21 protein-coding genes are annotated in these 21,758 nt (G+C 60.4%); 10 read left to right on the forward strand and 11 right to left on the reverse strand.

What is annotated here, in order from left to right; genetic code table 11:
- Nucleotides 1–111: 111 nt before the first annotated feature.
- Together P8S53_RS06630 and P8S53_RS06635 are read left to right on the forward strand one after the other, a co-directional pair.
- Nucleotides 112–465: a helix-turn-helix domain-containing protein gene (locus tag P8S53_RS06630; RefSeq protein ID WP_277806352.1), complete on the forward strand. Its 354-nt coding sequence runs from the start codon at nucleotides 112–114 to the stop codon at nucleotides 463–465.
- Between the two features lie 80 nt (nucleotides 466–545).
- Nucleotides 546–1,355 (forward strand): inositol monophosphatase family protein, encoded by an 810-nt coding sequence (locus tag P8S53_RS06635; RefSeq protein WP_277806353.1) that lies wholly within the window; start codon nucleotides 546–548, stop codon nucleotides 1,353–1,355.
- A gap of 12 nt (nucleotides 1,356–1,367) precedes the next feature.
- Here the strand turns inward: P8S53_RS06635 and P8S53_RS06640 are convergent, their stop codons facing one another.
- Both P8S53_RS06640 and P8S53_RS06645 read right to left on the reverse strand, forming a co-directional pair.
- Nucleotides 1,368–2,159, reverse strand: coding sequence for an alpha/beta fold hydrolase (locus P8S53_RS06640; RefSeq protein WP_306417835.1), 792 nt, complete (start codon nucleotides 2,157–2,159; stop codon nucleotides 1,368–1,370).
- Between the two features lie 99 nt (nucleotides 2,160–2,258).
- Nucleotides 2,259–3,521, reverse strand: a complete 1,263-nt coding sequence (locus P8S53_RS06645; RefSeq protein WP_277806355.1) for a PP2C family protein-serine/threonine phosphatase — start codon at nucleotides 3,519–3,521, stop codon at nucleotides 2,259–2,261.
- A 189-nt stretch (nucleotides 3,522–3,710) separates the two neighbouring features.
- Between P8S53_RS06645 and P8S53_RS06650 the strand changes: the two genes are divergently transcribed.
- Nucleotides 3,711–4,037, forward strand: coding sequence for an Hpt domain-containing protein (locus tag P8S53_RS06650; protein WP_277806356.1), 327 nt, complete (start codon nucleotides 3,711–3,713; stop codon nucleotides 4,035–4,037).
- A 99-nt stretch (nucleotides 4,038–4,136) separates the two neighbouring features.
- On the opposite strand, the gene ilvA is transcribed toward P8S53_RS06650, so the two are convergent.
- A complete protein-coding gene (gene ilvA / locus P8S53_RS06655; protein ID WP_277806357.1) occupies nucleotides 4,137–5,384 on the reverse strand; it encodes a threonine ammonia-lyase IlvA in 1,248 nt (415 codons plus the stop codon).
- The gene (locus tag P8S53_RS06660; RefSeq protein WP_277806358.1) at nucleotides 5,381–5,806 is read right to left on the reverse strand and encodes a thioesterase family protein; all 426 of its coding nucleotides are present in this window, start codon (nucleotides 5,804–5,806) and stop codon (nucleotides 5,381–5,383) included. Before P8S53_RS06660 ends, ilvA begins: the two co-directional genes overlap by 4 nt.
- A gap of 131 nt (nucleotides 5,807–5,937) precedes the next feature.
- Between P8S53_RS06660 and P8S53_RS06665 the strand changes: the two genes are divergently transcribed.
- The 5 genes from P8S53_RS06665 (at nucleotide 5,938) to P8S53_RS06685 (ending at nucleotide 11,734) form a co-directional block, all read left to right on the forward strand.
- Nucleotides 5,938–7,176 carry an argininosuccinate synthase gene (locus tag P8S53_RS06665; RefSeq protein WP_306417889.1) on the forward strand — a complete coding sequence of 413 codons (1,239 nt, stop codon included), beginning with the start codon at nucleotides 5,938–5,940 and terminating at the stop codon, nucleotides 7,174–7,176.
- A gap of 85 nt (nucleotides 7,177–7,261) precedes the next feature.
- A complete protein-coding gene (gpmI, locus tag P8S53_RS06670) occupies nucleotides 7,262–8,779 on the forward strand; it encodes a 2,3-bisphosphoglycerate-independent phosphoglycerate mutase (protein WP_277806360.1) in 1,518 nt (505 codons plus the stop codon).
- The gene (locus P8S53_RS06675; protein WP_277806361.1) at nucleotides 8,776–9,900 is read left to right on the forward strand and encodes a murein hydrolase activator EnvC; all 1,125 of its coding nucleotides are present in this window, start codon (nucleotides 8,776–8,778) and stop codon (nucleotides 9,898–9,900) included. The genes gpmI and P8S53_RS06675 overlap by 4 nt, the downstream gene beginning before the upstream one ends.
- Nucleotides 9,901–9,910: 10 nt before the next feature.
- Complete coding sequence (locus tag P8S53_RS06680; protein WP_277806362.1) at nucleotides 9,911–11,239, forward strand: S41 family peptidase; 1,329 nt, start codon at nucleotides 9,911–9,913, stop codon at nucleotides 11,237–11,239.
- Nucleotides 11,240–11,248: 9 nt separating this feature from the next.
- Nucleotides 11,249–11,734, forward strand: a complete 486-nt coding sequence (locus P8S53_RS06685) for an RNA pyrophosphohydrolase (RefSeq protein ID WP_277806363.1) — start codon at nucleotides 11,249–11,251, stop codon at nucleotides 11,732–11,734.
- Between the two features lie 313 nt (nucleotides 11,735–12,047).
- Here P8S53_RS06685 and P8S53_RS06690 read toward each other — a convergent pair whose 3' ends face one another.
- A complete protein-coding gene (locus P8S53_RS06690) occupies nucleotides 12,048–12,653 on the reverse strand; it encodes a flavin reductase family protein (protein WP_277806364.1) in 606 nt (201 codons plus the stop codon).
- A gap of 80 nt (nucleotides 12,654–12,733) precedes the next feature.
- On the opposite strand from P8S53_RS06690, the gene P8S53_RS06695 reads away from it, so the two are divergent.
- Nucleotides 12,734–13,270: a GNAT family N-acetyltransferase gene (locus tag P8S53_RS06695; RefSeq protein ID WP_277806365.1), complete on the forward strand. Its 537-nt coding sequence runs from the start codon at nucleotides 12,734–12,736 to the stop codon at nucleotides 13,268–13,270.
- Here the strand turns inward: P8S53_RS06695 and ptsP are convergent.
- The 4 genes from ptsP to P8S53_RS06715 all read right to left on the reverse strand — a co-directional run bounded on the left by ptsP (nucleotide 13,249) and on the right by P8S53_RS06715 (nucleotide 18,540).
- Nucleotides 13,249–15,492, reverse strand: a complete 2,244-nt coding sequence (ptsP, locus tag P8S53_RS06700) for a phosphoenolpyruvate--protein phosphotransferase (protein WP_277806366.1) — start codon at nucleotides 15,490–15,492, stop codon at nucleotides 13,249–13,251. The two genes, P8S53_RS06695 and ptsP, sit on opposite strands and share 22 nt — an antisense overlap.
- 30 nt (nucleotides 15,493–15,522) lie before the next feature.
- Nucleotides 15,523–16,782: an aspartate kinase gene (locus tag P8S53_RS06705; protein WP_277806367.1), complete on the reverse strand. Its 1,260-nt coding sequence runs from the start codon at nucleotides 16,780–16,782 to the stop codon at nucleotides 15,523–15,525.
- Nucleotides 16,783–16,849: 67 nt separating this feature from the next.
- Nucleotides 16,850–18,034, reverse strand: coding sequence for an acetoin utilization protein AcuC (locus P8S53_RS06710; protein ID WP_277806368.1), 1,185 nt, complete (start codon nucleotides 18,032–18,034; stop codon nucleotides 16,850–16,852).
- Nucleotides 18,031–18,540, reverse strand: a complete 510-nt coding sequence (locus P8S53_RS06715; RefSeq protein ID WP_277806369.1) for a glutathione peroxidase — start codon at nucleotides 18,538–18,540, stop codon at nucleotides 18,031–18,033. The genes P8S53_RS06710 and P8S53_RS06715 overlap by 4 nt, the downstream gene beginning before the upstream one ends.
- A 120-nt stretch (nucleotides 18,541–18,660) precedes the next feature.
- Between P8S53_RS06715 and P8S53_RS06720 the strand changes: the two genes are divergently transcribed.
- Nucleotides 18,661–19,119, forward strand: coding sequence for a DUF1178 family protein (locus tag P8S53_RS06720; protein WP_277806370.1), 459 nt, complete (start codon nucleotides 18,661–18,663; stop codon nucleotides 19,117–19,119).
- 300 nt (nucleotides 19,120–19,419) lie between these two features.
- On the opposite strand, the gene P8S53_RS06725 is transcribed toward P8S53_RS06720, so the two are convergent.
- Together P8S53_RS06725 and P8S53_RS06730 are read right to left on the reverse strand one after the other, a co-directional pair.
- Nucleotides 19,420–20,073, reverse strand: coding sequence for an ATP-binding cassette domain-containing protein (locus P8S53_RS06725; protein ID WP_277806371.1), 654 nt, complete (start codon nucleotides 20,071–20,073; stop codon nucleotides 19,420–19,422).
- On the reverse strand, nucleotides 20,070–21,758 hold the full coding sequence (locus P8S53_RS06730; RefSeq protein ID WP_277806372.1) for an ABC transporter permease: 1,689 nt from the start codon (nucleotides 21,756–21,758) through the stop codon (nucleotides 20,070–20,072). The genes P8S53_RS06725 and P8S53_RS06730 overlap by 4 nt, the downstream gene beginning before the upstream one ends.

Raw genomic sequence — 21,758 nt, forward strand, 5'->3', positions numbered from 1 at the left:
AGTGTTGCGGCAAGCTTACTTGTTCTAAGTTCTCTGCGTAGTATCAGTGTGTTAATGCCCTCGATGACTTCTTGATGAGTGAATGAAAATGATTGTGGACTGGGGAAATTAATGTCGCATCCTGTTGATATCCATGTTGGGCAGCGTATCAGACAGCGTCGTTGGGCCATTGGCATGACCCAGCAGCAACTCGCAGAAGTTGTTGGAATAAAATTCCAGCAGATCCAGAAATACGAAACCGGCATGAACCGTGTTTCGGCCTCCAGGCTGTGGGATATTGCACAAGCCCTGAAGGTATCGATCACATTCTTCTTTGAGGATGTGAACGCGGATCAGATGAGCCATAGTGACGATATGCTGTCAAACAAGGAAACCCTTGATCTTTTGCGGACATATTACGCGATTCCCGAAAACCAGCGCAAACGCCTGTTTGATCTGGCACGCGCATTGGGTGAAGCGGCCTAGCGCGCGCATCTGCGTGGTTGCGGTCTTGCGCCTGACAGGCCAATAAGGGGTTTCCCGACCGCGACACAAGGATTTCCAGAGTGAAGAACCGCACGAATATTTCCCGCGGGGAACAGGCGCAGATTCTGGAATTGATACATGAATTTGCTGATCTGGCGCGGACAGAAACGCTGCGCCATTTCCGGCAACCCAATTTGACTGCCGACAACAAGTCTGGTGACGGGTTTGACCCTGTCACCGTGGCGGACCGTGCTGTTGAACAGCTGATCAGGGACAGGCTGGCGCAGTTGCGCCCCGGTGATGGCATCATTGGCGAAGAATTCGGGCCACTGGCCACATCTTCAGGGCTGACTTGGGTTATTGACCCAATCGATGGCACGCGCTCGTTCCTAAGTGGAAGCCCCTGCTGGGGGGTTCTGATCGCGGTATCCGACGATCAGGGGCCATTTCTGGGCGTGATCGACCAACCCTATATTGGTGAACGCTTTATCGGTGGTCTGGGCGTGGCCCATGGCACAGGGCCGCATGGCACATCTGACTTGCGGTGCCGGGCAACACCCGGTCTGGACAAGGCGATCTTGTTTTCCACCTTTCCCGAAATTGGCACGAAGCAAGAAATGCACGCGTTTCAGCGCGTATCGGGGGCATGCCAGCTGACACGCTACGGAATGGATTGTTATGCCTACGCCCTTCTGGCTTTGGGCCAGATTGATCTGGTGATTGAAGCGGGGCTGAATATCTATGACATCGCCGCCCCGCTGGCCGTGATCGAAGCGGCGGGGGGGGTGGTGACCGACTGGCAGGGCGGCGCGGTCGGTTCAGGCGGGCAGGTCATTGCGGCGGCGAACCCGCAGCTTCATGCACAGGCGCTTGCGTTGCTTGGTGCCTGAATAGCCGGCAGATCACGCAATGGCAGGGGCGCTGGCAGACACGTCATCTATTGCTGCGGCGATAAGCTGCAAGCAATGCGGTGTTGAAAACCGGTGATCCACATCCTTGAGCAGGCGTAATTCCATGTCGGGGCAATCTGCGTGCGCCATCAGGCGCAGGGGCACGGACACATCCACCGCCTCATCACCTGTGCCCTGCAACAGGCGCACCCGAAAGGGCAGCGGTAGCGGGTCGCGCAGCACAAGTCTGGTTTTTCCATCCTCGAACAGGCGGCGCGTCAGTATATAGGGCTGGTCATCATAGTCGTTGGGAAGCGTGGTTTGCCCTGTCTGCAAGACCTGCTGCTGTTGGGCCGGTGTCAGTTGTGGCCACATGCTGTCTTCGGTAAAATCTGGTGCGGCGGCGATGCCGACAATGCCATGCACGCGCGCAGGTCTGGCGCGGGCGACAAGCAACGCGATCCACCCGCCCATCGACGAGCCAACAAGAACCTGTGGCCCAGCGGTCAGTTCGTCCAGCACGGCTATCGCATCCTCAGCCCAGTCGCCAATGCATCCGTCCGTGAATGCGCCCGAACTTTGTCCGTGTCCCGAATAGTCGAAACGCAAGAACGCACGCCCGTTGGCTTTGGCCCAGTCTTGCAGAAAAAGGGCCTTGGTTCCTGACATATCCGATTTGAACCCGCCCAGAAAAACGATGCCCGGACCATCGCCATCGGTGCGGGCATAGGCCAATGATCGTCCGGTGGGGGATGTCAGAAATTCGCTCAAGGTGGCTCCATACTGTTTGGGGCGGGGCGCCATCAAATGTCAGCAGGTGGCCCCGCCGTTGCGCCCCGGCATATTCTTGCAACTTCGCCAGCCAGTCTTGCTGCAATCAGGGCCGAACGCAAGGCCGCGCGATCAGGGGTCCGGCATATGAACGCCAACTGCGTGCTCGGGGGCGTAATCATGGAATTCGAAGATCGCGCCGGAGACATCGTCGCTGAATTCGTCTTTTCCTGACCATCTGCCAAGCTGCCATTTCAGCGAATCCAGAAAATCCAGTCCATATGTGTCAGCAAGGTTTTCCATCATACGGCCCAGCCTGTCCTGCCCGAATTCGCGGTCGTGCCCATCGCAGCATTCTGTAATACCGTCAGAATACAGGAACAGCCTGTCGCCCGGTGCAAGGATCACATCAAAGCTGGAATAGCTGGCCTGCGGGATCAACCCGACAGGCAGCCCGCCTGCGCCCACGAATTCCACCTTGCCGCATTTTCGCTGCACTGCCGGATGCGGGTGCCCCGCCTGCACGATGGTGGCCTGACCTGTCGCAAGGTTAAGGTCCGCATAGGCAAGGGTCAGATAGGTTTCGGTTTCCATTTCGCTGAGCATAAGTTCGTTCATGCGCGCGGCGACATGTTCGGGGGCGCAGGCCGAAACCTCGCCCTTATGAGGATCATGGGTCAAGGCGATGTTCTGGCTTTGCGCGCCTTCGGCGAACAAGGCGCTGATGCGCGCACTTAGCATCGCGGCGGCCACGCCATGGCCCGACACATCGATGGAATAGACGGCAATCCTGCTGGCGGAAATCCGGAATGTGCCAACCAGATCCCCCCCCACATGCCCCGAGGATTGCAGCAGCAGTGACAGGTGACTGCTTCCATAATCGCGAAAGCGGTCGCGAATCAGGGCATGTTGCAGTTTTCGGGCCTGTTGCAGGTCGCGTTCAAGCGCATCATGCACATTCTGCAACTGCTGCAATGCCTTGCGCACTTCGCGTTCCATGTCCAGCAAGCGTTCACCTGCGCTGATTCTGGCGCGTAATTCCATCGTCGAGACAGGCTTGCTAAGAAAATCATCAGCCCCGACATTCAACCCTTCGGCCACCGCGTTCTTGTCGTTTTTCGACGTCAAAAGTATGAAATAGCTGTATTTTTTGTTCCTTAATGCGCGAAACGCACGACAAAACTGTAGCCCGTTCATTCCCGGCATCATCCAGTCCGACAGCACAAGGTCGAAATGCGTGCCGCGACATAATGCCAGCGCGTCCACCCCAGAGGCCGCTTCTGTCGTTTCATAGCCCCAGCCCTGCAAATGCTGCGCAAAAATCATCCGTTGCGCGCGGCTGTCATCCACGATCAGCGCATGTTTTCGGGCTGGTAATCCAGCCTCACAAACCATACGTTTGCTTTTATCTGTTTCCAAAGGGCGCCCCGGGCAGCAGTGAACGGCGAAAGTGAAATCACCGCCAGAATTGCATCCCCGGTTTAACAACTTGTAAATCTCGCGCCGATTTTATCGCAGTGCGGGGTTACTGCACGTTAAGAAAATGCTCTTATGCTATGCCAAATCTGTGTGAAAGGTGGGCCTGTGATAGATTGGGATCGCGTGCGCGAACTGCATAATGAAATCGGCGAGGAGGCGTTTGAAGAAGTGCTGACCCTTTTTGTCGAAGAAGTGGATGACGCGCTGGCGCGGTTGCGCATGGCAGATGCCGCAGATGTGCGCATGGCAGAGTTTCATTTTCTGAAAGGGGCTGCGCTGAATCTGGGGTTGCGGGAAATGGCCGATGTTTGCGGGCGTGCCGAAGAGCTGGCCGGCGAAGATACCAAGACAGATGAAATCCGTGCAGGTGTTCTGTCCGATTTTCCCGAAGCGATTGCCACATTGCGAGAGGTGTGGCGCGACAAGGTTTGACATTCCAGCCCCGCGCATCATGGCATACAACGCCCCGAAACCAAATGCCGTTTGGCATGGTGTGCAGGGGCGCGCTAATATTTCTGAACGCTATGCCCGTTAAATCACAAAATTTGCGATCACTTCGTCATTCGTAATATCCGTGAATGTAAATCCGTGCTGTTCCATTCGCGCAAAAAGGCTGGCGAAATTCTGTGGCTGCGTGGTTTCAATGCCCAACAGAACCGTGCCGAAGTTTCTGGCGGTTTTTTTAAGGTATTCAAAACGGGCAATGTCATCTTCGGGGCCAAGGATGCCCAGAAAATCCCTTAACGCCCCCGGCCGCTGGGGCAGGCGCAAAAGCAGGTATTTTTTCGTGCCCGCAAAACGCATGGCGCGTTCCTTCACCTCTGGCAGGCGTTCGAAATCGAAATTCCCGCCAGATGCCACGCATATGACGGTTTTGCCGCGAATTTCAGCGCTGATATCTTGCAGCGCGTCGATGGACAGCGCGCCCGCCGGTTCCAGAACAATGCCTTCCTGATTCAGCATATCAAGGATTGTCACGCATACCCTGTTTTCCGCAGCCAGCAAAACCTGATCGGGGTGGGTGTCGCGCAATCTGTCAAATGTGCGCAAGCCAAGCCGCGCGACGGATGCCCCATCCACGAATGTATCCAGACGGGGCAGGGTCACTGGCTTGCCTGCATCCAGCGCGGCGGTGAAGCTTGCGCCGCCGGTGGGTTCCACATAACGCAGGGCTATATCGGGGGCCGCGCTTTTCAGGTAGGCCGACATGCCCGCGCCCAGCCCGCCACCGCCCACCGGCAGGACCAGCATGTCAGGGGCGCGGCCCAGCTGCTCCAGCATTTCGACGGCAACGCTTGCCTGCCCTTCGATCACGTCATCATCGTCAAAGGGCGACAGGAAGTGTGCGCCCAGATCGCTGCAAAAACGCTGCGCTGCATCCAGCGCCTGATCAAAAATATCGCCCGTCAGTTTTATGTCGATATGATCGCCGCCAAAGGTGCGGGTTTTCATGATTTTCTGCTGCGGGGTCGTGACCGGCATGAAAATGGTGCCTTGCACGCCGAAATGACGGCAGGCGAATGCCACACCCTGTGCGTGGTTGCCCGCGCTGGCACAGACGAAATGGCGCTGGTCGGGAAATGCCGCCAGCCGTTTGCGCATGGCATTGAACGCGCCGCGCAGTTTGTAGCTGCGCACGGGCGACAAATCCTCGCGCTTCAGCCAGATGTCGGCATCGTAGCGTTGTGACAGGTAATCATTGCGCACCAGTGGCGTGGGGGGGAATAATTCCCGCAGCGCCTGTGTGGCTGTGGTGGCATTTTGCCGGAATGTTGTCATGACGGCACCAGCCAGTTTTGCAATTTGTCGCGAATATGTTGCGGCATCGGGGCGGATTTGCGGGATTTGGGGTCGAAAAACACCTCGACCAGATCATAGGTGGCGTGCAATGCGCCTGTATCTGCGTGCATCATGCGCAAGTGAAAGGCGCAGCTTTTTGTGCCGATGCGTGACACGATACCATCAATCACAACAAGATCTCCTGCCTGCAATTCCTGAATGAACCGCGTTGTTGCCTGCGCCGAGACTGTGTGCACCCCGTGTTCGGTCAGCATCCGGCTATAGGGCAGGCCAAGCGCTGTCCACATGTGATAGCAGGCATCATCAAAGAAAGGCGCGTAATGGCGCACATTCATGTGGCCGAAATGGTCGTGGTGCCATGGATGGATGACCCCTCTCAGCAGGTCCAGACGGTTTTGCATGTGATCTCCGACAGCGGGTTTTGTGCAAGCCATACCACATCTGTGGCGCAGCAGAACCCCTGTGCCCTTGCAGCACTTCGCCAAAGCCAATAGACGAATGAAAACCCCGTCATCCAACCGGAGCCGCCATGATGTCCGCTAAACCCAATGCCCCGAAAAAAGTCGTGCTTGCCTATTCCGGCGGGCTGGATACGTCGATCATCCTGAAATGGTTGAAAACCGAATATGATTGCGAAGTGGTGACCTTCACCGCCGATCTTGGTCAGGGCGAGGAACTGGACCCGGCGCGCAAGAAAGCGGAATTGCTGGGGGTCGCGCCTGAAAACATCTTCATCGAGGATCTGCGCGAAGAATTTGTGCGTGATTTCGTGTTCCCGATGTTTCGCGCCAATGCGCTTTATGAAGGGCAATACCTGCTGGGCACGTCCATCGCGCGGCCGCTGATTTCCAAACGTCTGGTGGAAATTGCCGAAGCCACCGGCGCGGATGCCGTGGCCCACGGGGCGACGGGCAAGGGCAATGATCAGGTGCGCTTTGAACTGGCGGCCTATGCGCTGAACCCTGACATCAAGGTGATTGCACCGTGGCGCGAATGGGACCTGACATCGCGCACCAAGCTGCTGGAATTCGCCGAAGCCAACCAGATACCCATCGCCAAGGACAAACGCGGCGAAGCGCCCTTCAGCGTGGATGCCAACCTGCTGCACACATCATCCGAAGGCAAGGTTCTGGAAGACCCTGCCGAAGATGCGCCCGACTATGTCTATCAGCGCAGCGTAAACCCCGAAGATGCGCCCGATACGCCGGAATTCATCGAAATCAGCTTCGAGAAGGGTGATGCAACGGCCATCAACGGCACCGCGATGTCCCCCGCCACTATTCTGACCGCGCTGAACGAATATGGCCGCAAACATGGTATCGGGCGGCTGGATTTCGTGGAAAACCGCTTTGTGGGTATGAAATCGCGCGGCATATATGAAACACCGGGCGGCACCATCTTGCTGGAAGCGCATCGCGGGATCGAGCAGATCACGCTGGACAGCGGCGCGGGCCACCTGAAGGACAGCCTGATGCCGCGCTACGCGGAACTTATCTATAACGGTTTCTGGTTCTCGCCCGAACGTGAAATGCTGCAAGCCGCCATCGACAAAAGTCAGGAACATGTGACTGGCACGGTCCGGCTGAAACTGTACAAAGGGTCTGTGCGCACTGTCGGGCGCTGGTCCGATCACAGCCTGTATTCCGAAGCGCATGTCACGTTCGAAGATGACGCAGGCGCTTATGACCAGAAAGATGCAGCGGGCTTCATCCAGCTGAATGCGCTGCGTCTGAAACTGCTTGCGGCGCGCAACCGGCGACTGAAGGGCTGATCGCAGGCGTGTTTCATCTTGCTACAAATACTCCAAGGCCGAAGGCTGCATGTCTTCGGCCCGGTCCGCGAAAAAGGGAAACGTCATGACCAAACCTGTTGTCTTGTGTATCCTTGATGGCTGGGGCCTGAACCCCGACAGCACCGGCAATGCGGTGGCACAGGCCAATACGCCGAATTTTGACCGTGTCATGCGGGAATGCCCGAATGCGACATTGATCACCCACGGACCGGATGCGGGACTGCCCAGCGGGCAGATGGGAAATTCGGAAGTGGGCCATACCAATATCGGCGCGGGCCGTGTGGTGGCGATGGATCTGGGGCAGATTGATCTGGCACTGGAAAACGGCAGTTTCCTGCGCAACGACGCGCTGCTGGCCTTTATTGACAAGATGCAGGCCAGCAAGGGGGTCGCGCATGTGTTCGGCGTTGTGTCCGATGGCGGCGTGCACGGCCATATCACGCATCTGCAAGCCGCGATTGCTGCAATATGCGCCGCCGGTGTGCCGGTGGTGGTGCATGCAATCACCGACGGGCGGGATGTGGCGCCCCAGTCCGCTGGCCCGTTCCTTGACACGTTGCAGGCCAGCCTGCCCGACGGGGCCAGTATCGGCACTGTGATTGGCCGGTATTGGGCCATGGACCGCGACAATCGCTGGGACCGTGTGCAGCGCGCCCATGATGCGATCATGCGCGCCGAAGGGCTGGCGGCAGCAACTGCAAGTCTGGCCGTGACCGAAGCCTACGCGCGCGGCGAGAATGATGAATTTATCGCGCCCACAATTATTTCGGGCTATGCAGGCGCGCGGTCCGGGGATGGGTTGTTCTGTCTGAATTTCCGCGCGGACCGTGCACGCGAAATTCTGGCGGCCCTTGCAGCCCCCAGTTTCAGCGGGTTTGAACGGGGCGCGACGCCGCAATGGCGCGCGCTTCTGGGCATGGTCGAATATTCCGACGCACATAACGCGTTCATGTCGACGGTCTTTCCCAAACGCAAGATCGTGAACACGCTGGGGGCATGGGTTGCGGCGAGGGGCCTGCGGCAGTTTCGTCTGGCGGAAACCGAAAAATACCCGCATGTCACTTTCTTCCTGAATGGTGGCAAGGAAGATGCCGAAGCGGGCGAAGACCGCTTCATGCCGTCCAGCCCCAAGGTTGCGACCTATGATCTGCAACCTGAAATGGCGGCGGGTGACGTGACCGGCAAGCTGGTTCAGGCGATTGGCGCGGGCTATGATCTGATTGTCGTTAATTTTGCGAATCCTGATATGGTGGGCCATACCGGTGATCTGGATGCCGCCATTCGCGCGGTCGAGGCCGTGGATGCTGGCCTTGGCGCGGCGCTGGATGCATTGGCGGCGGCAGGCGGGGCCATGGTGCTGACCGCAGATCACGGCAATTGCGAAATGATGATCGACCCGGAAACCGGCGGGCCACATACCGCGCATACCCTGAACCCTGTTCCTGTGGTGCTGATTGGCGGGCCTGCGGGGGCGTGCCTGCGCGCGGGTCGGCTGGCCGATGTCGCGCCCACATTGCTGGAGTTGATGGGGCTGGACACCCCGCCAGAGATGACAGGCAAAAGCCTGATCGCGGTGGAATGATCCGCGCGGCCCTGATCGCGGCCCTGATCGCGGGAGGGCTTGCGCTGGCATCTGCGCCCGCGCTGGGCGATGCGGCGGATCGTGCGATGGCGGCGGCGCGCACGCTGCAAGATGCAGGCGCTGATCTTCAGCAGGCCAGTTCGGGCCGCGACAGGATTGCCGCACTCAGCACCACGATTCAGGCCTATGAAGATGGCATGGTCGCCCTGCGCGAAGGGTTGCGCGATGTGCAGCTGCGCGAAACATCGCTGTCGCGCGTGTTTTCGGCGCGGGGCAGCGAGCTGTCGCGCCTGCTGGCGGTTTTGATGGCGACGGAACGGCTTGATGCAAACACTGCGCTTGTGCACCCGTCCGGTGCGCTGGACGCTGCGCGCGCGGCCCAGTTGCTGGGGGAACTGGCACCAGGGCTGGGCGCGGAAGTTGCGGCATTGCGCGACGAGTTGCAGGAATTGCGCGCCCTGCGCCGTGCGCGGCAATACGGGCTTTTGGCGCTGGAACAGGGCCTTGGCACCGCGCAAGATGCCCGTATCGCGCTTGCACAGGCGATTTCCGAACGCGGCCCGTTGCCAAAGCGGCTGTTTGACGATCCCGAACGCCTGCAAATGCTGGCACAGGATGCCGCGACGCTGGACGAATTTGCCGCCGAACTGGCACAAGGAGAGTCTGCGCTGGGCACGACGCCCGTGGCGGGCATTGCAGCGGCGCATGGCACGCTGGAATTGCCGGTGCGCGCCACAATCCTGCGCCGTTTCAATCAGCCAGATGCTGCGGGCATTGCGCGCGCCGGTCTGGTGCTGGCCACGACGCCGGATGCTTTGGTCACTGCGCCATGGTCGGGAACCGTGCGCTATGCCGGTTCGCTGGCGGGGCAGGGGAACGCGGTCATACTGGAACCGGCAGAAAACATGTTGATGGTTTTTGTGGGGCTGGGCGGGTTAATGGTGGAAACCGGCGAAATTTTACCCCGTAATGCCCCCCTTGGAACCATGCCCGCAGAAGATTCCGCAGGGGCGGGGACTGGAACACGCAATCAAACACTCTATTTTGAGTTAAGACAGGGCGGGAACCCCATTGACCCGGAGCCATGGTTCGCATTCACTGTGCGCCAGGAACCAGAATAGGATCAAAATCATGAAACGTTACGTTGTGGCAGGATTTGGCGGTGCGCTTGCGGGTGTGGTGCTGGCCACGCAGGTTGCAGCCCCGCTGCTGGCACAGGAACGTGGTCAGACCAGTTCGGTCTATGAACAGCTTGACCTGTTCGGTGATGTGTTTGAACGCATCCGTAACCAATATGTGGATGATGTCGAAACCGCCAAGCTGATTGAAGCTGCAATAAACGGCATGCTGACATCGCTGGACCCGCATTCAGGCTATCTGCCGCCCGATGATTATGACGACATGCGCACCCAGACGCGCGGGTCCTTCGGCGGGCTTGGCATAGAGGTGACGCAGGAAGACGGGTTCATCAAGGTCGTGACCCCAATGGACGGCACACCCGCCGATCAGGCAGGCGTGGAACCGGGCGATCTGATTACCCATGTCGATGGCGAAGCGCTGATGGGCCTGAACCTGTCGCAAGCCGTTGATCTGATGCGCGGCCCTGTCGGGTCCGAAATCATTATCACTGTCATTCGCGAAGGTGTCGCCGAACCGTTCGATCTGTCGATCATCCGCGACACCATCCGCCTTCAGGCCGTGCGTGTGCGCACCGAAGGAAATAACGTCATCCTGCGTGTGACGACATTTAACGAGCAAACCTTCCCCAACCTGCGCGACGGCTTGCAAGAGGCCGTTGACGAACTCGGCGGGCTGGACGAGCTGGGCGGGGTTGTGCTGGATTTGCGCAACAATCCGGGCGGTTTGCTGACACAGGCCATTCGCGTGTCCGATGCCTTCATGGACCGCGGCGAGATTGTCTCGACCCGCGGACGCAATGAAGGCGGCGGCGAGCGGTTCAATGCTCAGTCGGGCGATCTGATCGAAGGCAAGCCGATGGTTGTGCTGGTCAATGCAGGGTCTGCGTCTGCGTCTGAAATCGTGGCGGGCGCGTTGCAGGACCACCGCCGCGCCATTGTGGTGGGCACGCGCAGTTTCGGCAAAGGGTCGGTTCAGACCGTGGTGCCCTTGCGCGGGGATGGCGCGATCCGGTTGACGACATCGCGCTATTATACCCCCTCGGGCCGGTCCATTCAGGCGCTGGGCGTGTCCCCGGATATTGTTGTCGAACAGCCGCGCCGCCAACCGATCGAGGAAGATCAGGCCGAGGCGCCACGCACGCGGTCTGAAAACGACCTGCGCGGGCGGTTGGACAACAGCGATATTACGGATGACGAGCGTCGCCAGCTGGAGGAAGAGCGCAGACAGGCCGAAGATGTCGCACGCCTGCGTCAGGACGATTACCAGCTTGCCTATGCGCTGGATATCCTGCGGGGTCTGACTGCGCTGAACGGGCGGTAAACACACGCCATGACGCCGGAACAAATAGCGCAACTGCCCTATCGTCCTTGCGTGGGGGTGATGCTGATAAATGCGGACGGGCTGATTTTTGCGGCCCAACGCATTGATAGCGCGATCCCTGCATGGCAAATGCCGCAAGGGGGCATTGATGCAGGCGAAACCCCCGGCACTGCCGCGTTGCGCGAATTGAACGAAGAAATCAGTGTCACCCCCGATCTGGTGGTGCCGCTGGCCGAAACGCGGGACTGGCTGGCCTATGACCTGCCGCATGACATTGTGCCGCGCATCTGGAAAGGACGCTTTCGCGGGCAGAAACAGCGCTGGTTTCTGATGCGCTTCACCGGCCGCGATGACCAGATCGACATCCAGACGCAGCACCCTGAATTTTCGCAATGGCGCTGGATTACCGCGCAGGACATGCTGGCCGCCATCGTGCCGTTCAAGCGCGACATTTACGCCAGCGTTATTGATGAATTCAGCGAATGGCTGGCCTGACCGGCGTGAGCCGCGTGATCCGGTCAGGTTGAAGCAGGCGGTTTGCGGGCAGTGCCGGCCGGAAGGGAACGCCCCAAGGCGCGGAGCAAAGGGCGAAGCCCGCCGCGCCATAGGCGGGCCGTCCCGCGGCCTGCCGATTACTCTGATAGCAGGCCAGACCGTTGAACGCAGGAGTATGCAGCCTGCATAAAGTGAACTTCACCAACGCCGGATCGGCAGACCCCGGCCCGACCTATGGCGCGGGCTTTGTCCAGGGATCAACCTCTCCTTCAGACCGGATTCTTCCAGCCTAGTGTTTCCATGCGCGCTGGTGTCACTCTCCGGGGCGTTTCAGACTGAACACCTGTTCAACGACGGCGTAGTCGCGGTAGCCGCAGCGCGCCAGCGGCTTGAAGCTGGTAATGTCGAACATGCCGTCGCGCATGCAGTCATCACGCATATGCACGCCGACAACTTCGCCCAGAACCAGAAAATTGGCCTCTCCCGCCAGTCTGATAATCTGGGTCATCCGGCATTCCAGTGCGGCAGGGGCATTTGCCACGCGTGTGGCATCAATCATCTGGCAGGGTTCACGCGGAATTCCTGCTTTCTGGAATTCATCGACCTGACGCGGCCACGGGCCGGATGTGGTGTTCATGACATCGCGCGCGGCATGTTCCACGATATTGACGCAAAAGGCGCCGGTTTCATGAATATTGGCCACGCTGTCCTTGGTGCCGTCGCGGTCGGCCTTGGCGCTGGTGGATGCAAACATCACCTGTGGCGGTTCATAGGCGACAGCGTTGAAAAACGAATACGGTGCCAGATTGTCATGACCATCGCGCCCGCGCGTGGAAATCCACCCGATAGGACGGGGGGTCACGATGGCGTTGAGCGGGTTATGCGGCAACCCGTGACCGTTGCGGGGTTCGTAAAACAAAGTGTGCCTCTTCTAGGTTTGCGCCCAGTGTAGCCTCATGCTAGGGCGGCTGCCAGCGCTGATGGCGCAGGGAACAGATCATGCGGTTATTTCAGGAAACTAATTCGGACTGGTGGGAGGTCGAGGCCCTTTATGACCTGTGCTTCGCACCGGGGCGTGAAGCGCTGTCATCCTACCGCCTGCGCGAAGTTGTGGCGCCTGTGGCTGGCCTGTGTCTGTTGCTGCGCGATGACAGTGGCGTTGCGGCGGCGATCCGGTTCTGGCCTGTATGTGTCGCAGGCCACGATGTTTTGCTGCTGGGACCAATTGCCGTTCACCCGACCCATCAGGGCGAAGGGCTTGGCGGCTGGCTGATGCGCGAAAGCCTGACGCGCGCCGCACATCTGGGCTGGGCGCGGGTGCTTCTGGTGGGCGATGAACCCTATTACCAGCGCTTCGGCTTTCACCGTCTGGAGGGGGTCCATATGCCGCCGCCCACGAACCCCGCGCGTATTCTGGGGCTGGAACTAGTGCAGGGGGCGTGGGGCGGTGTGCGTGGCACTGTCGTGCAGTATGACCCCGCCCAAGACGCGAAGAGTGCGCAAGACAGTATCGATCAGGGCAGTGCGGCCACATAATCCAGCAAGGCAGGGCGCGCACTTTCCGCACCCTTTACGCGACTGCGCGCAATGATTTCAGAAACTTCATTCAGGTTGGCCCGCCGGATCAGCGACTTGACCGGCCCTATGGATGCAGGGCGCATGGACAGCGCCTGAATGCCGATTCCCGCGAACGCCAGCGCATCAAGCGGACGCCCAGCATCCTCGCCACAAAAGGACAGGTCGGTTCCCGCAACATGACACCGATCCACAATATGCTGAAGGAAGGCCAGAAAGCTAAGGTTCAGCGTGTCATACCTGCGCCGCACCAGTTCATTTTCACGATCAGCGGCAAAAAAGAACTGTTTCAGGTCATTCCCGCCGATCGAGATGAAATCCACGCTTTGAAAGAAACTGTCAGGCGCATAGGCCAGTGACGGGGTTTCCAGCATGGTGCCCACTTCCACCTTCTCGGGCAGGATATGGCCAAGCCGGCGTTCGCGGTCCAATTCGCGCATCAGCACATCGCGGGCACGGTCGAATTCGCTGGCCTGTGCCACCAGCGGGAACATGACACTTAGCGGGCGTCCGGCGGCGGCGCGGATCAGGGCCTGCAACTGCATGCGCAGCACACCGGGCTTGTCCAAGCCCACACGCAGCGCCCGCCAGCCCATTGCGGGGTTCGGTTCATCCGGGCGTTTCATATAGGGCATGACCTTGTCAGACCCTATATCGAGGGTGCGGAAATACACCTTCTTGTCCTTGGCCGCGTCCAGAACGCGGGTGTAATTCACCACCAGTTCGGACCGTTTGGGCATTTTGTCACGGATCAGGAACTGCAATTCGGTGCGAAACAGGCCCACGGCTTCTGCGCCGGAACTGGGCAGGGACGGCAAATCCGCCATCAGGCCCGCATTCATCTTCAGGCTGATACGCGTTCCGCACAGGGCGGTTGCCGGTTGGTCGCGCAGGCTGGCATAGCGTTCCTGTGCCTTGGCCTGCATCGCCATCTTGTCACGGAATGCCGAACTGATGCTGTCATCGGGGCGCAGATGCACCACGCCTTCGGTGCCATCGACCAGAATATGATCGCCATTCAGTGCATCGGTGGTGATGCGCTGCACATTGATAACCAATGGAATGGCCAGCGCACGCGCCACAATCGCGGCATGACTGCCGACAGACCCTTCTTCCAGCACCACACCGCGCAGCTTGCGGCCATATTCCAGCAATTCACCCGGCCCGATATTGCGCGCCACCAGAATGGGGCGTTCGGGCATTTCCGCGCCGGTTTCATGTCCCTGGCCTGTCAGAATGCGCAGCAGGCGGTTCGACAGGTCATCCAGATCATGCAACCGGTCGCGCAGATAGGCGTCCGGCACTGTTTCAAGCCGCGCGCGCGCTTCGGATTGTTCCTTTTCGACGGCGGCTTCTGCCGACAGGCCAAGGCGGATGTCTTCTTCCATCCGCTTCAGCCAGCCGCGGGAATGGGCAAACATGCGGTATGTTTGCAGCACTTCCATATGTTCCTTGTCGCGCGAACGGGTCGCGGCCAGCATGTCATCGACGGATCCGCGCAGTGCGTTGACCGCCTGTTGCAGGCGCTCCAGCTCGGCCTCGGAATCATCATTGACCAGATTGGTGATCACCACACGCGGCTGATGCAGCCAGACATTGCCCTCGGCCTCTCCTTCCTGGGCGGGAATGCCATGCAAGACAGCCTGACTCATATGCGGTGACGGCATGTCGGCGGACATACCCACGAAAGCGCCCAGTTCGGTCATTTCCGCAAGCACCATCGCGACCACTTCAAGGCCGTAAATCTCGTCCTCGGAATACAGGCGCGATTCGCGTGACTGGACGACCAGAACGCCAAGGCGTTCGCCCAAACGCTGGATCGGCACCCCCAGAAATGATGTGAAAACATCCTCGCCGGTTTCGGGCATGTAGCGAAAACCTGCCTCGGCCGGGGCGTTGGCGGTATTGATGGGGCGGGCCAGTCGCGCTGACTTGCCCACCAGCCCTTCGCCCAGCCGCAAACGGGTGTGATGCACTGATTCCGGCTTCAACCCTTCGGTCGCGCACAGTTCCAGCGTGTCGGGGTCGCGGAACAGATAGACCGAACAGACATCCGTATGCATGGATTCGGCTATGATTGTCGTGATCCTGTCCAGCCGCTCCTGTCCGGGGCTGCCCTGTGCAAGCGTGTCGCGCAACCGGCGCAATAGAATGCGGCTGTCAGTTTGTGTTCTGTGGGGCATGGCCCCTCCAAATTTCTGCAGGCTGGTGGGTCAGCCTGCCTTGTCCAGTTCAAACGCATCATGAAGCGCCTGAACAGCCAGTTCCATATATTTCCTGTCAATCAGGACTGAAATCTTGATTTCTGATGTCGCAATGACCTTGATGTTGACACCTTCATCCGCCAATGCGCGGAACATACGCGCGGCAACGCCTGCATGACTGCGCATGCCGATGCCCACAACCGAAACCTTGGCTGCGTCCTCATCTATTTCCAGCGCATCATAGCTGATGGAACCGGCATCGCGCGCCGCTTCCAGCGCCTTGCGCGCGCGTGTCACCTGATCGACAGGGCAGGAAAATGTCATGTCGGTGACCGGCTTTTCGCGGCCCTTGTAGTTTTGTTCGGAAATATTCTGGACGATCATGTCCACATTGACGCCTGCTTCGGACAATGGCCCGAAAATGGCGGCGGCAATGCCGGGGCGGTCTTCGACAGTGACAAGGGTCAGCTTGGCTTCTTCGCGGCTATAGGCCACGCCAGACACGACTTTCGATTCCATGATTTCATCCTCATCACAGACCAGGGTTCCTGATGTTTCATCCGTATCATCAAAAGATGACAGCACGCGCAGCCGCACCTTGTAGCGCATCGCCAACTCGACGGACCGCGTTTGCAGCACCTTCGCGCCAAGGCTGGCCAGTTCCAGCATCTCTTCAAAACTGATCTTGTCCAGCTTGCGCGCCTTGGACGTAATGCGCGGGTCGGTGGTATAGATGCCGTCGACATCCGTATAAATGTCGCAGCGTTCTGCATCGAACGCGGCAGCAAAGGCCACCGCCGTGGTATCAGACCCGCCGCGCCCCAATGTGGTAATGCGCCCTTCAGGGCTGACACCCTGAAAACCCGCGATCACGGCAACCTTGAACCCTTCGGAAAATTTGGCGTCCAGATTGGCGCGTGGAATATCGACAAACCGCGCCGCACCATGGGCGCTGGTGGTCTGAATGGGCACTTGCCAGCCTTGCCAGCTGCGCGCGGGCACTTCCATTTCCTGCAACGTCAGCGCCATCAGGCCCGCAGTCACATTCTCGCCCGAACTGACAACGGCGTCATATTCACGCGCGTCATACATGGGCGAGGTTTCATTGACCCAGCCGACCAGTTCATTGGTCTTGCCCGACATCGCCGAGACGATGACGATCACGTCATAGCCGCGCGCGACCTCTGCCTTGACCTTTTGCGCCGCGTTGCGAATCCGTTCCAGATCCGCAACCGAGGTGCCGCCGAATTTCATTACCAGAAGCGGCATTGGCCGACCCCTCCACACGGTTTTCGCGCCACTTCATAGGCTTGTGCAGGGGGCGGCGCAAGGTGGCCTATGGACTTGGGGCAGGGCATTGGGCGGTTTTTTTCCGACCCTGTGGCCCATGGTGCCGCGAATGTGGTGACGTGGCGTCAAATCGCGCATGCAGACTGGCCACGCCGTCGGTGATTTCAGGCCGCACCGGTCCTTCGCGCGCAGGGTCGTTCAGTGTGGTTTTCCAGTGATCAAGGGGCGTGCGCCCCGCGCCCCGCCGGTTCCAGGTAAGCGCGCGCAAGACACCTTGCGCGGCATCTGGCAGGGGGCCTTCGGCCATATGGCCGTTCAGCGCGCCCCACACCCGCGTCCAGCAGCGCGCGACCGACCACGGGTTATAGCCCCCGCCCCCCAGCACAATCAGGCGCGGTGACAGATCGCGCAGCGCCAGCGCGGTTTCCACATGGGCGTTATTGGACAGCGCCAGCCGCGACAGCGGGTCTTCTTCAATGGCGTCGGACCCGCATTGCAACACCACCGCCTGCGGGTCGAACCGTTCCAGCACGGGCATAACAAGCTGGTGCAGGATGTGGCGCATCTCGGTGTCATTGAATCCGCGCGGCACCGGCAGGTTCAGCGCCCGCCCGCCTGCATCATCGCCCAGTGCGCCCGTATAGGGCCAGCGGCGGTCTTCATGGATCGATATCATCAGCATATCTGGCGCACCGGCAAGTGCTGCGTTCACCCCGTCGCAATGATGCGCGTCAATATCGACATAGGCAATGCGCGTAAGCCCCATTTGCCGCAGTGCCAGCAGGCACAGCACAGGGTCATTCAGATAGCAAAACCCGTTCGCGCGGTCGGCCATGGCATGATGTGTGCCGCCACCGGGCACATGCGCCACGCCGCCATCACGCAGCAATTCTGCCGCCAGCATCACCCCGCCTGCGCCTGTGGCGGGGCGGCGGAACATTTCGGCGAATACCGGATTGGCTGTTGTGCCCAGCCCGTGGCGCGCGCGTGTTGCGTCTGTCACCGCTTGCAGCGCTTCGGCCTTCATCAGGGCGGTGATATAGTCGGGGGTGTGGAATGATGTCAGCGCCTTGGGCTTGGCGCGCGGGCTGGTGTGGTATTGCGACAGGGGCAGCCACCCCAATGCACGCGCAAGGTCCATCACCGTGGACACGCGCGGAATATGCAGCGGGTGCCATGCGCCGTAGCTGGACCCGCGATAGATGCCCGACCCGATGAAACGCGGCGTCACGGAAGCGCTGCGCGAATTTGCCGTGTGATTGTGCGCGCATTGGGGCGCGTGCCCGACCCCCAGAACCCCATGAATTCACCGTCCGGGCCAATCAGGGCCTTGTTGAAATTCCATGTGGGCACCGCGCCATGCGTATCCTTCAGCCAGCGATAGAACGGGTGCGCATCCGGACCGCGCACATTGGTGATTTCGGTGATGGGGAATGTCAGGCCGGTTTGCACGCGGCAGAAATCCTCGACCTCTTCATTGCTGGACAATTCCTGCCGGAAATCATCGGACGGGACCGCCAGAACAACCAGACCGCGCGGCCCGTAATCGGCATACACGTCCTGCATGTCCCCATATTGACGCGTAAACCCGCACAGTGATGCAGTGTTGACCACCAGCACAGGTTGCCCGCGCCAGTCGTTCAAATCCAGCGTTTGGCCGTCAAGGCCCGTGAATGTGAACGCCTGTGCAGGCAATGCCAGCATGACGCCAAGAATAATGAAGATTACCACACGCATCGAAAACCCCGTCATATCAGCGTTAAAGCTAGGGCAGTTTGACCTGCGGACAAGCGTTTCAACTTGAATTACGCGCATCAGCGTTTAACTACACCTATGGAATATCAGGGGTCGTGGATCATGATCAAATTCTCTCTCAGATGTGCGCAGGGGCACGGCTTCGAAAGCTGGTTCCAGTCTGGCGCGGCGTTTGACAGCCTGAAAACCCGTGAACTTGTTGCCTGTCCGGTCTGCGGTGACACAGCGGTTGAGAAGGCATTGATGGCCCCTGCCGTGGCGCAGGGCCAGCCGCCCGCCCAATCCGCACAGCCCGCCACCGATACCGGACACAGCCGCGAACATAGCCCTGAGCACAGGCCCGAACTGGCCGCGAAACTTCGGGAATTGCGCGCCCATATCGAGGCGCATTCCGACTATGTCGGGGATAATTTCGCATCTCAGGCCCGTGCGATGTATCTGGGGGATATACCCGACCGCCCGATCTATGGCGAGGCCCGCCCGCAGGAGGCCAAAGCCCTGCTGGACGATGGTGTTCCTGTTGTGCCGCTGCCCTTCATGCCCACACGCAAGGCGAATTAAGGTGGAAATCAACTGGCGTCAGAAATGATGTCGTTGACACAAGTGGCCTGAAGGGGAGGCTCAAACCTGGACAAAGCCCGCGCCATCGGTGGGCCGGGGTCTGCCGGTCCGACGTTGGTGAAGTTCACTTTATGCAAGCTGCATACTCCTGCGTTCAAAGGCCTGGTGTGTCACTGGCCAAATCGGCAGGCCGCGGGACGGCCAGACCTATGGCGCGGCGGCCTTCGGCCTTGATTCCGCGCCTTAAGAATCCCCAACGTCCCTTTCAGGCCAAATTCCGCCATCGCTTGCAGCTTGCATCTATGGGGTCAGGCGTTCGTCTTTGACCGGCTTTCCCATCACCGTGACGACCGGACCTGCGGCGGCACGGGCATCATCATGATCATGGGTCACAAGGATCACCGGCAGGCCCCGCGCGCGGGCGCGGTCAAACACGAACCGGCGCATGCTGGCGCGCATATCGCTGTCCAGACTTGAAAACGGCTCGTCCAGCAAAAGCGCGCGCGGGGCCGACAACAGGCTGCGCATCAACGCCACGCGCGCGCGCTGCCCGCCTGACAATGTGGCCGGATCGCGCGCGCCCATGCCGGGCAATCCGGCCTCAATCAAGGCGGTGTCGATCAGGGTTGCGCGGTCGGGCAGGTGTTTGGGCAACCCGAATCCCAGATTGCCCGCAACCGACATATGCGGGAACAGGATGTCATTTTGAAACAGAATGCCCATGCGCCGCGCATGGGTGGGTGTCTGCGTTACATTCACGCCATTCAGCCAGATTTGCCCGCGCATGCGGAAGGCAGGCGGCAAGGCTCCGATCAGGGCTGCAAGGACAGTGGATTTGCCGCAACCTGACGGGCCCATGATGGTCAGCACCTCGCCCCCTGAAACACTCAGGTCCAGTTGGGCCAGCACACGACCGGCCAGCGTGATGCTCAGGGTTTCAAGGCGCAGGGTCATGTTATGCGCATGCCTTGGCGGCGGCGGAAAAGCAAGGCGGGCAGCACAAGTGCCAGCGCGAAAACAACCATCGGCAACGCCATCTGGACCACCGCCCAAACCCCGATCAGGCGGCGGTTGCCCGAACTGGCAAGGGCCACCGCTTCGGTGGTAACAGTGGTCACGCGCCCCGCGCCGATCAGCAGTGTGGGCAGGTATTGCGCAACCGATGTGGCAAATCCCACTGCAAACGCAATCAGCAAGGGGCGCGCCAGCATCGGCAGGCGCACGGCCCAAAGCACGCGCCACGGACCAGCCCCAAGCGCTTGCGCCGACAGGCCCGCGCGCGCGTCCCATGCGCGCCATGGATCAGCCAGCGACAGATAGACATAGGGCAGCACGAACACCAGATGCAGCGCCATGACCGCCACCCGCGACCCGTCCAGCCCGAGAGTCAGCGCAAAACTGGCAAGCCCCGGCAAAAACGCGATTTGCGGCGCAATCAGGGGCAGGTAAATCAGCGCGATGGCATGGGTTTTGTGTCCGCGCGCTTCCGCTTCCAGCACCGACACACTTAGTGCCATGGCAATGGCCGTGGCCCCCAGCGCAATCAGGCCCGTGTCGCGTGTGATGGGGCCAAGACTGCCCATCTGGCCTGTCCAGTTGCGCAAGCCGAAGGCTTGCGGCAGCAGGTCCGGAAAGCGCCACATCGTGGTGAAGGACCACACCACCAGCCCCGCCAGCCCCAGCGCCACGGCCCCCCCGATCAGCAGCGCCCCCATGGCCGCCAGTGGCCGCAAGCTGTGGTCGGCCAGCACGCCGCGCCCGCCATTTGCCACCCAGACACGCCCCCAGCGCGCCACCCCATGTTCGCCCAGCCGCCACAGGCCCAGCACCCCCAGCACCAGCGCCAGTTGCACCACCGCGCCCGCCGCCGCCTGAAAGCGCATGGACAGGTCTGGGCGGGTCATCCAGTCAAGGATCTGCACCGCCAGTGTCGGCGGGCGCGTTGGCCCAAGGATCAGCGCGACATCCACCACCGACATGGAATAGGCCAGCACCGCATAAACCGGCAGGCGGATTTGCGGGTATACGCGCGGCAGCACGGTTTTCAGCCAGCCCGTGACGCGCCCATACCCCAAAGACCGCGCGACAAGCTGGCTGCGCAGGCTGTCGGACTGCCCCAGCGCGGCCAGCGTCATCAACAGCAGAAACGGCACTTCCTTGATCACCAGCCCCGCGACCAGTGCCAGCCCCCACGGGTCATTGACGATCAGCAGGTCGGGCGGGCGGTCCCAGCCTGTCAGGGCGGGCGATACCGCCCGCGCCATCCAGCCCGAAGGCGCAATCAGAAAGGCCAGCCCGAACGCGGCCGCCGCATGGGGCAGCGCCAGCAAGGGCGCAAGCGCGCGTGTCACCCAGGTGAAACTGCGCGTGCCCTGCCATGCCGCCACAATAAGGATGGTCAGGGTCAGCGACAGCGCGGTGGCAGTTACACCCGTGACAACCGACAGGCGTATCGCGGCGGGCAGGCCCGGCCAGCCAAGGGTCGCGCGCCACGCATCAAGCGTGACAGCATGTCCCCCCAAGGCTGGCATGTAGCCAAAGGCGGGCGCAATAACGCCCGCAAGGCCCGCCAGCACCGGCAGGGCCAGCACCGCAATGCTGACCCATGGCACCAGCGACCAGCCGCGCGGGGGGTGCAT

Origin of the sequence: Roseinatronobacter sp. S2 (assembly GCF_029581395.1) — a bacterium.
Taxonomy (GTDB): domain Bacteria; phylum Pseudomonadota; class Alphaproteobacteria; order Rhodobacterales; family Rhodobacteraceae; genus Roseinatronobacter.

What these genes read in the sequence shown, in the direction of transcription:
- P8S53_RS06680 (WP_277806362.1), top strand. Translation starts at nt 9,911, where the DNA reads ATGAAACGTTACGTTGTGGCAGGATTTGGCGGTGCGCTTGCGGGTGTG.
- P8S53_RS06720 (WP_277806370.1), top strand. Translation starts at nt 18,661, where the DNA reads ATGATCAAATTCTCTCTCAGATGTGCGCAGGGGCACGGCTTCGAAAGC.
- P8S53_RS06685 (WP_277806363.1), top strand. Translation starts at nt 11,249, where the DNA reads ATGACGCCGGAACAAATAGCGCAACTGCCCTATCGTCCTTGCGTGGGG.
- ilvA (WP_277806357.1), bottom strand. Translation starts at nt 5,384, where the DNA reads ATGACAACATTCCGGCAAAATGCCACCACAGCCACACAGGCGCTGCGG.
- P8S53_RS06730 (WP_277806372.1), bottom strand. Translation starts at nt 21,758, where the DNA reads ATGCACCCCCCGCGCGGCTGGTCGCTGGTGCCATGGGTCAGCATTGCG.
- P8S53_RS06695 (WP_277806365.1), top strand. Translation starts at nt 12,734, where the DNA reads ATGCGGTTATTTCAGGAAACTAATTCGGACTGGTGGGAGGTCGAGGCC.
- P8S53_RS06640 (WP_306417835.1), bottom strand. Translation starts at nt 2,159, where the DNA reads ATGGCGCCCCGCCCCAAACAGTATGGAGCCACCTTGAGCGAATTTCTG.
- P8S53_RS06705 (WP_277806367.1), bottom strand. Translation starts at nt 16,782, where the DNA reads ATGCCGCTTCTGGTAATGAAATTCGGCGGCACCTCGGTTGCGGATCTG.
- P8S53_RS06630 (WP_277806352.1), top strand. Translation starts at nt 112, where the DNA reads ATGTCGCATCCTGTTGATATCCATGTTGGGCAGCGTATCAGACAGCGT.
- P8S53_RS06665 (WP_306417889.1), top strand. Translation starts at nt 5,938, where the DNA reads ATGTCCGCTAAACCCAATGCCCCGAAAAAAGTCGTGCTTGCCTATTCC.
- P8S53_RS06725 (WP_277806371.1), bottom strand. Translation starts at nt 20,073, where the DNA reads ATGACCCTGCGCCTTGAAACCCTGAGCATCACGCTGGCCGGTCGTGTG.
- P8S53_RS06675 (WP_277806361.1), top strand. Translation starts at nt 8,776, where the DNA reads ATGATCCGCGCGGCCCTGATCGCGGCCCTGATCGCGGGAGGGCTTGCG.
- P8S53_RS06645 (WP_277806355.1), bottom strand. Translation starts at nt 3,521, where the DNA reads ATGGTTTGTGAGGCTGGATTACCAGCCCGAAAACATGCGCTGATCGTG.
- ptsP (WP_277806366.1), bottom strand. Translation starts at nt 15,492, where the DNA reads ATGCCCCACAGAACACAAACTGACAGCCGCATTCTATTGCGCCGGTTG.
- P8S53_RS06715 (WP_277806369.1), bottom strand. Translation starts at nt 18,540, where the DNA reads ATGCGTGTGGTAATCTTCATTATTCTTGGCGTCATGCTGGCATTGCCT.
- P8S53_RS06660 (WP_277806358.1), bottom strand. Translation starts at nt 5,806, where the DNA reads ATGCAAAACCGTCTGGACCTGCTGAGAGGGGTCATCCATCCATGGCAC.
- gpmI (WP_277806360.1), top strand. Translation starts at nt 7,262, where the DNA reads ATGACCAAACCTGTTGTCTTGTGTATCCTTGATGGCTGGGGCCTGAAC.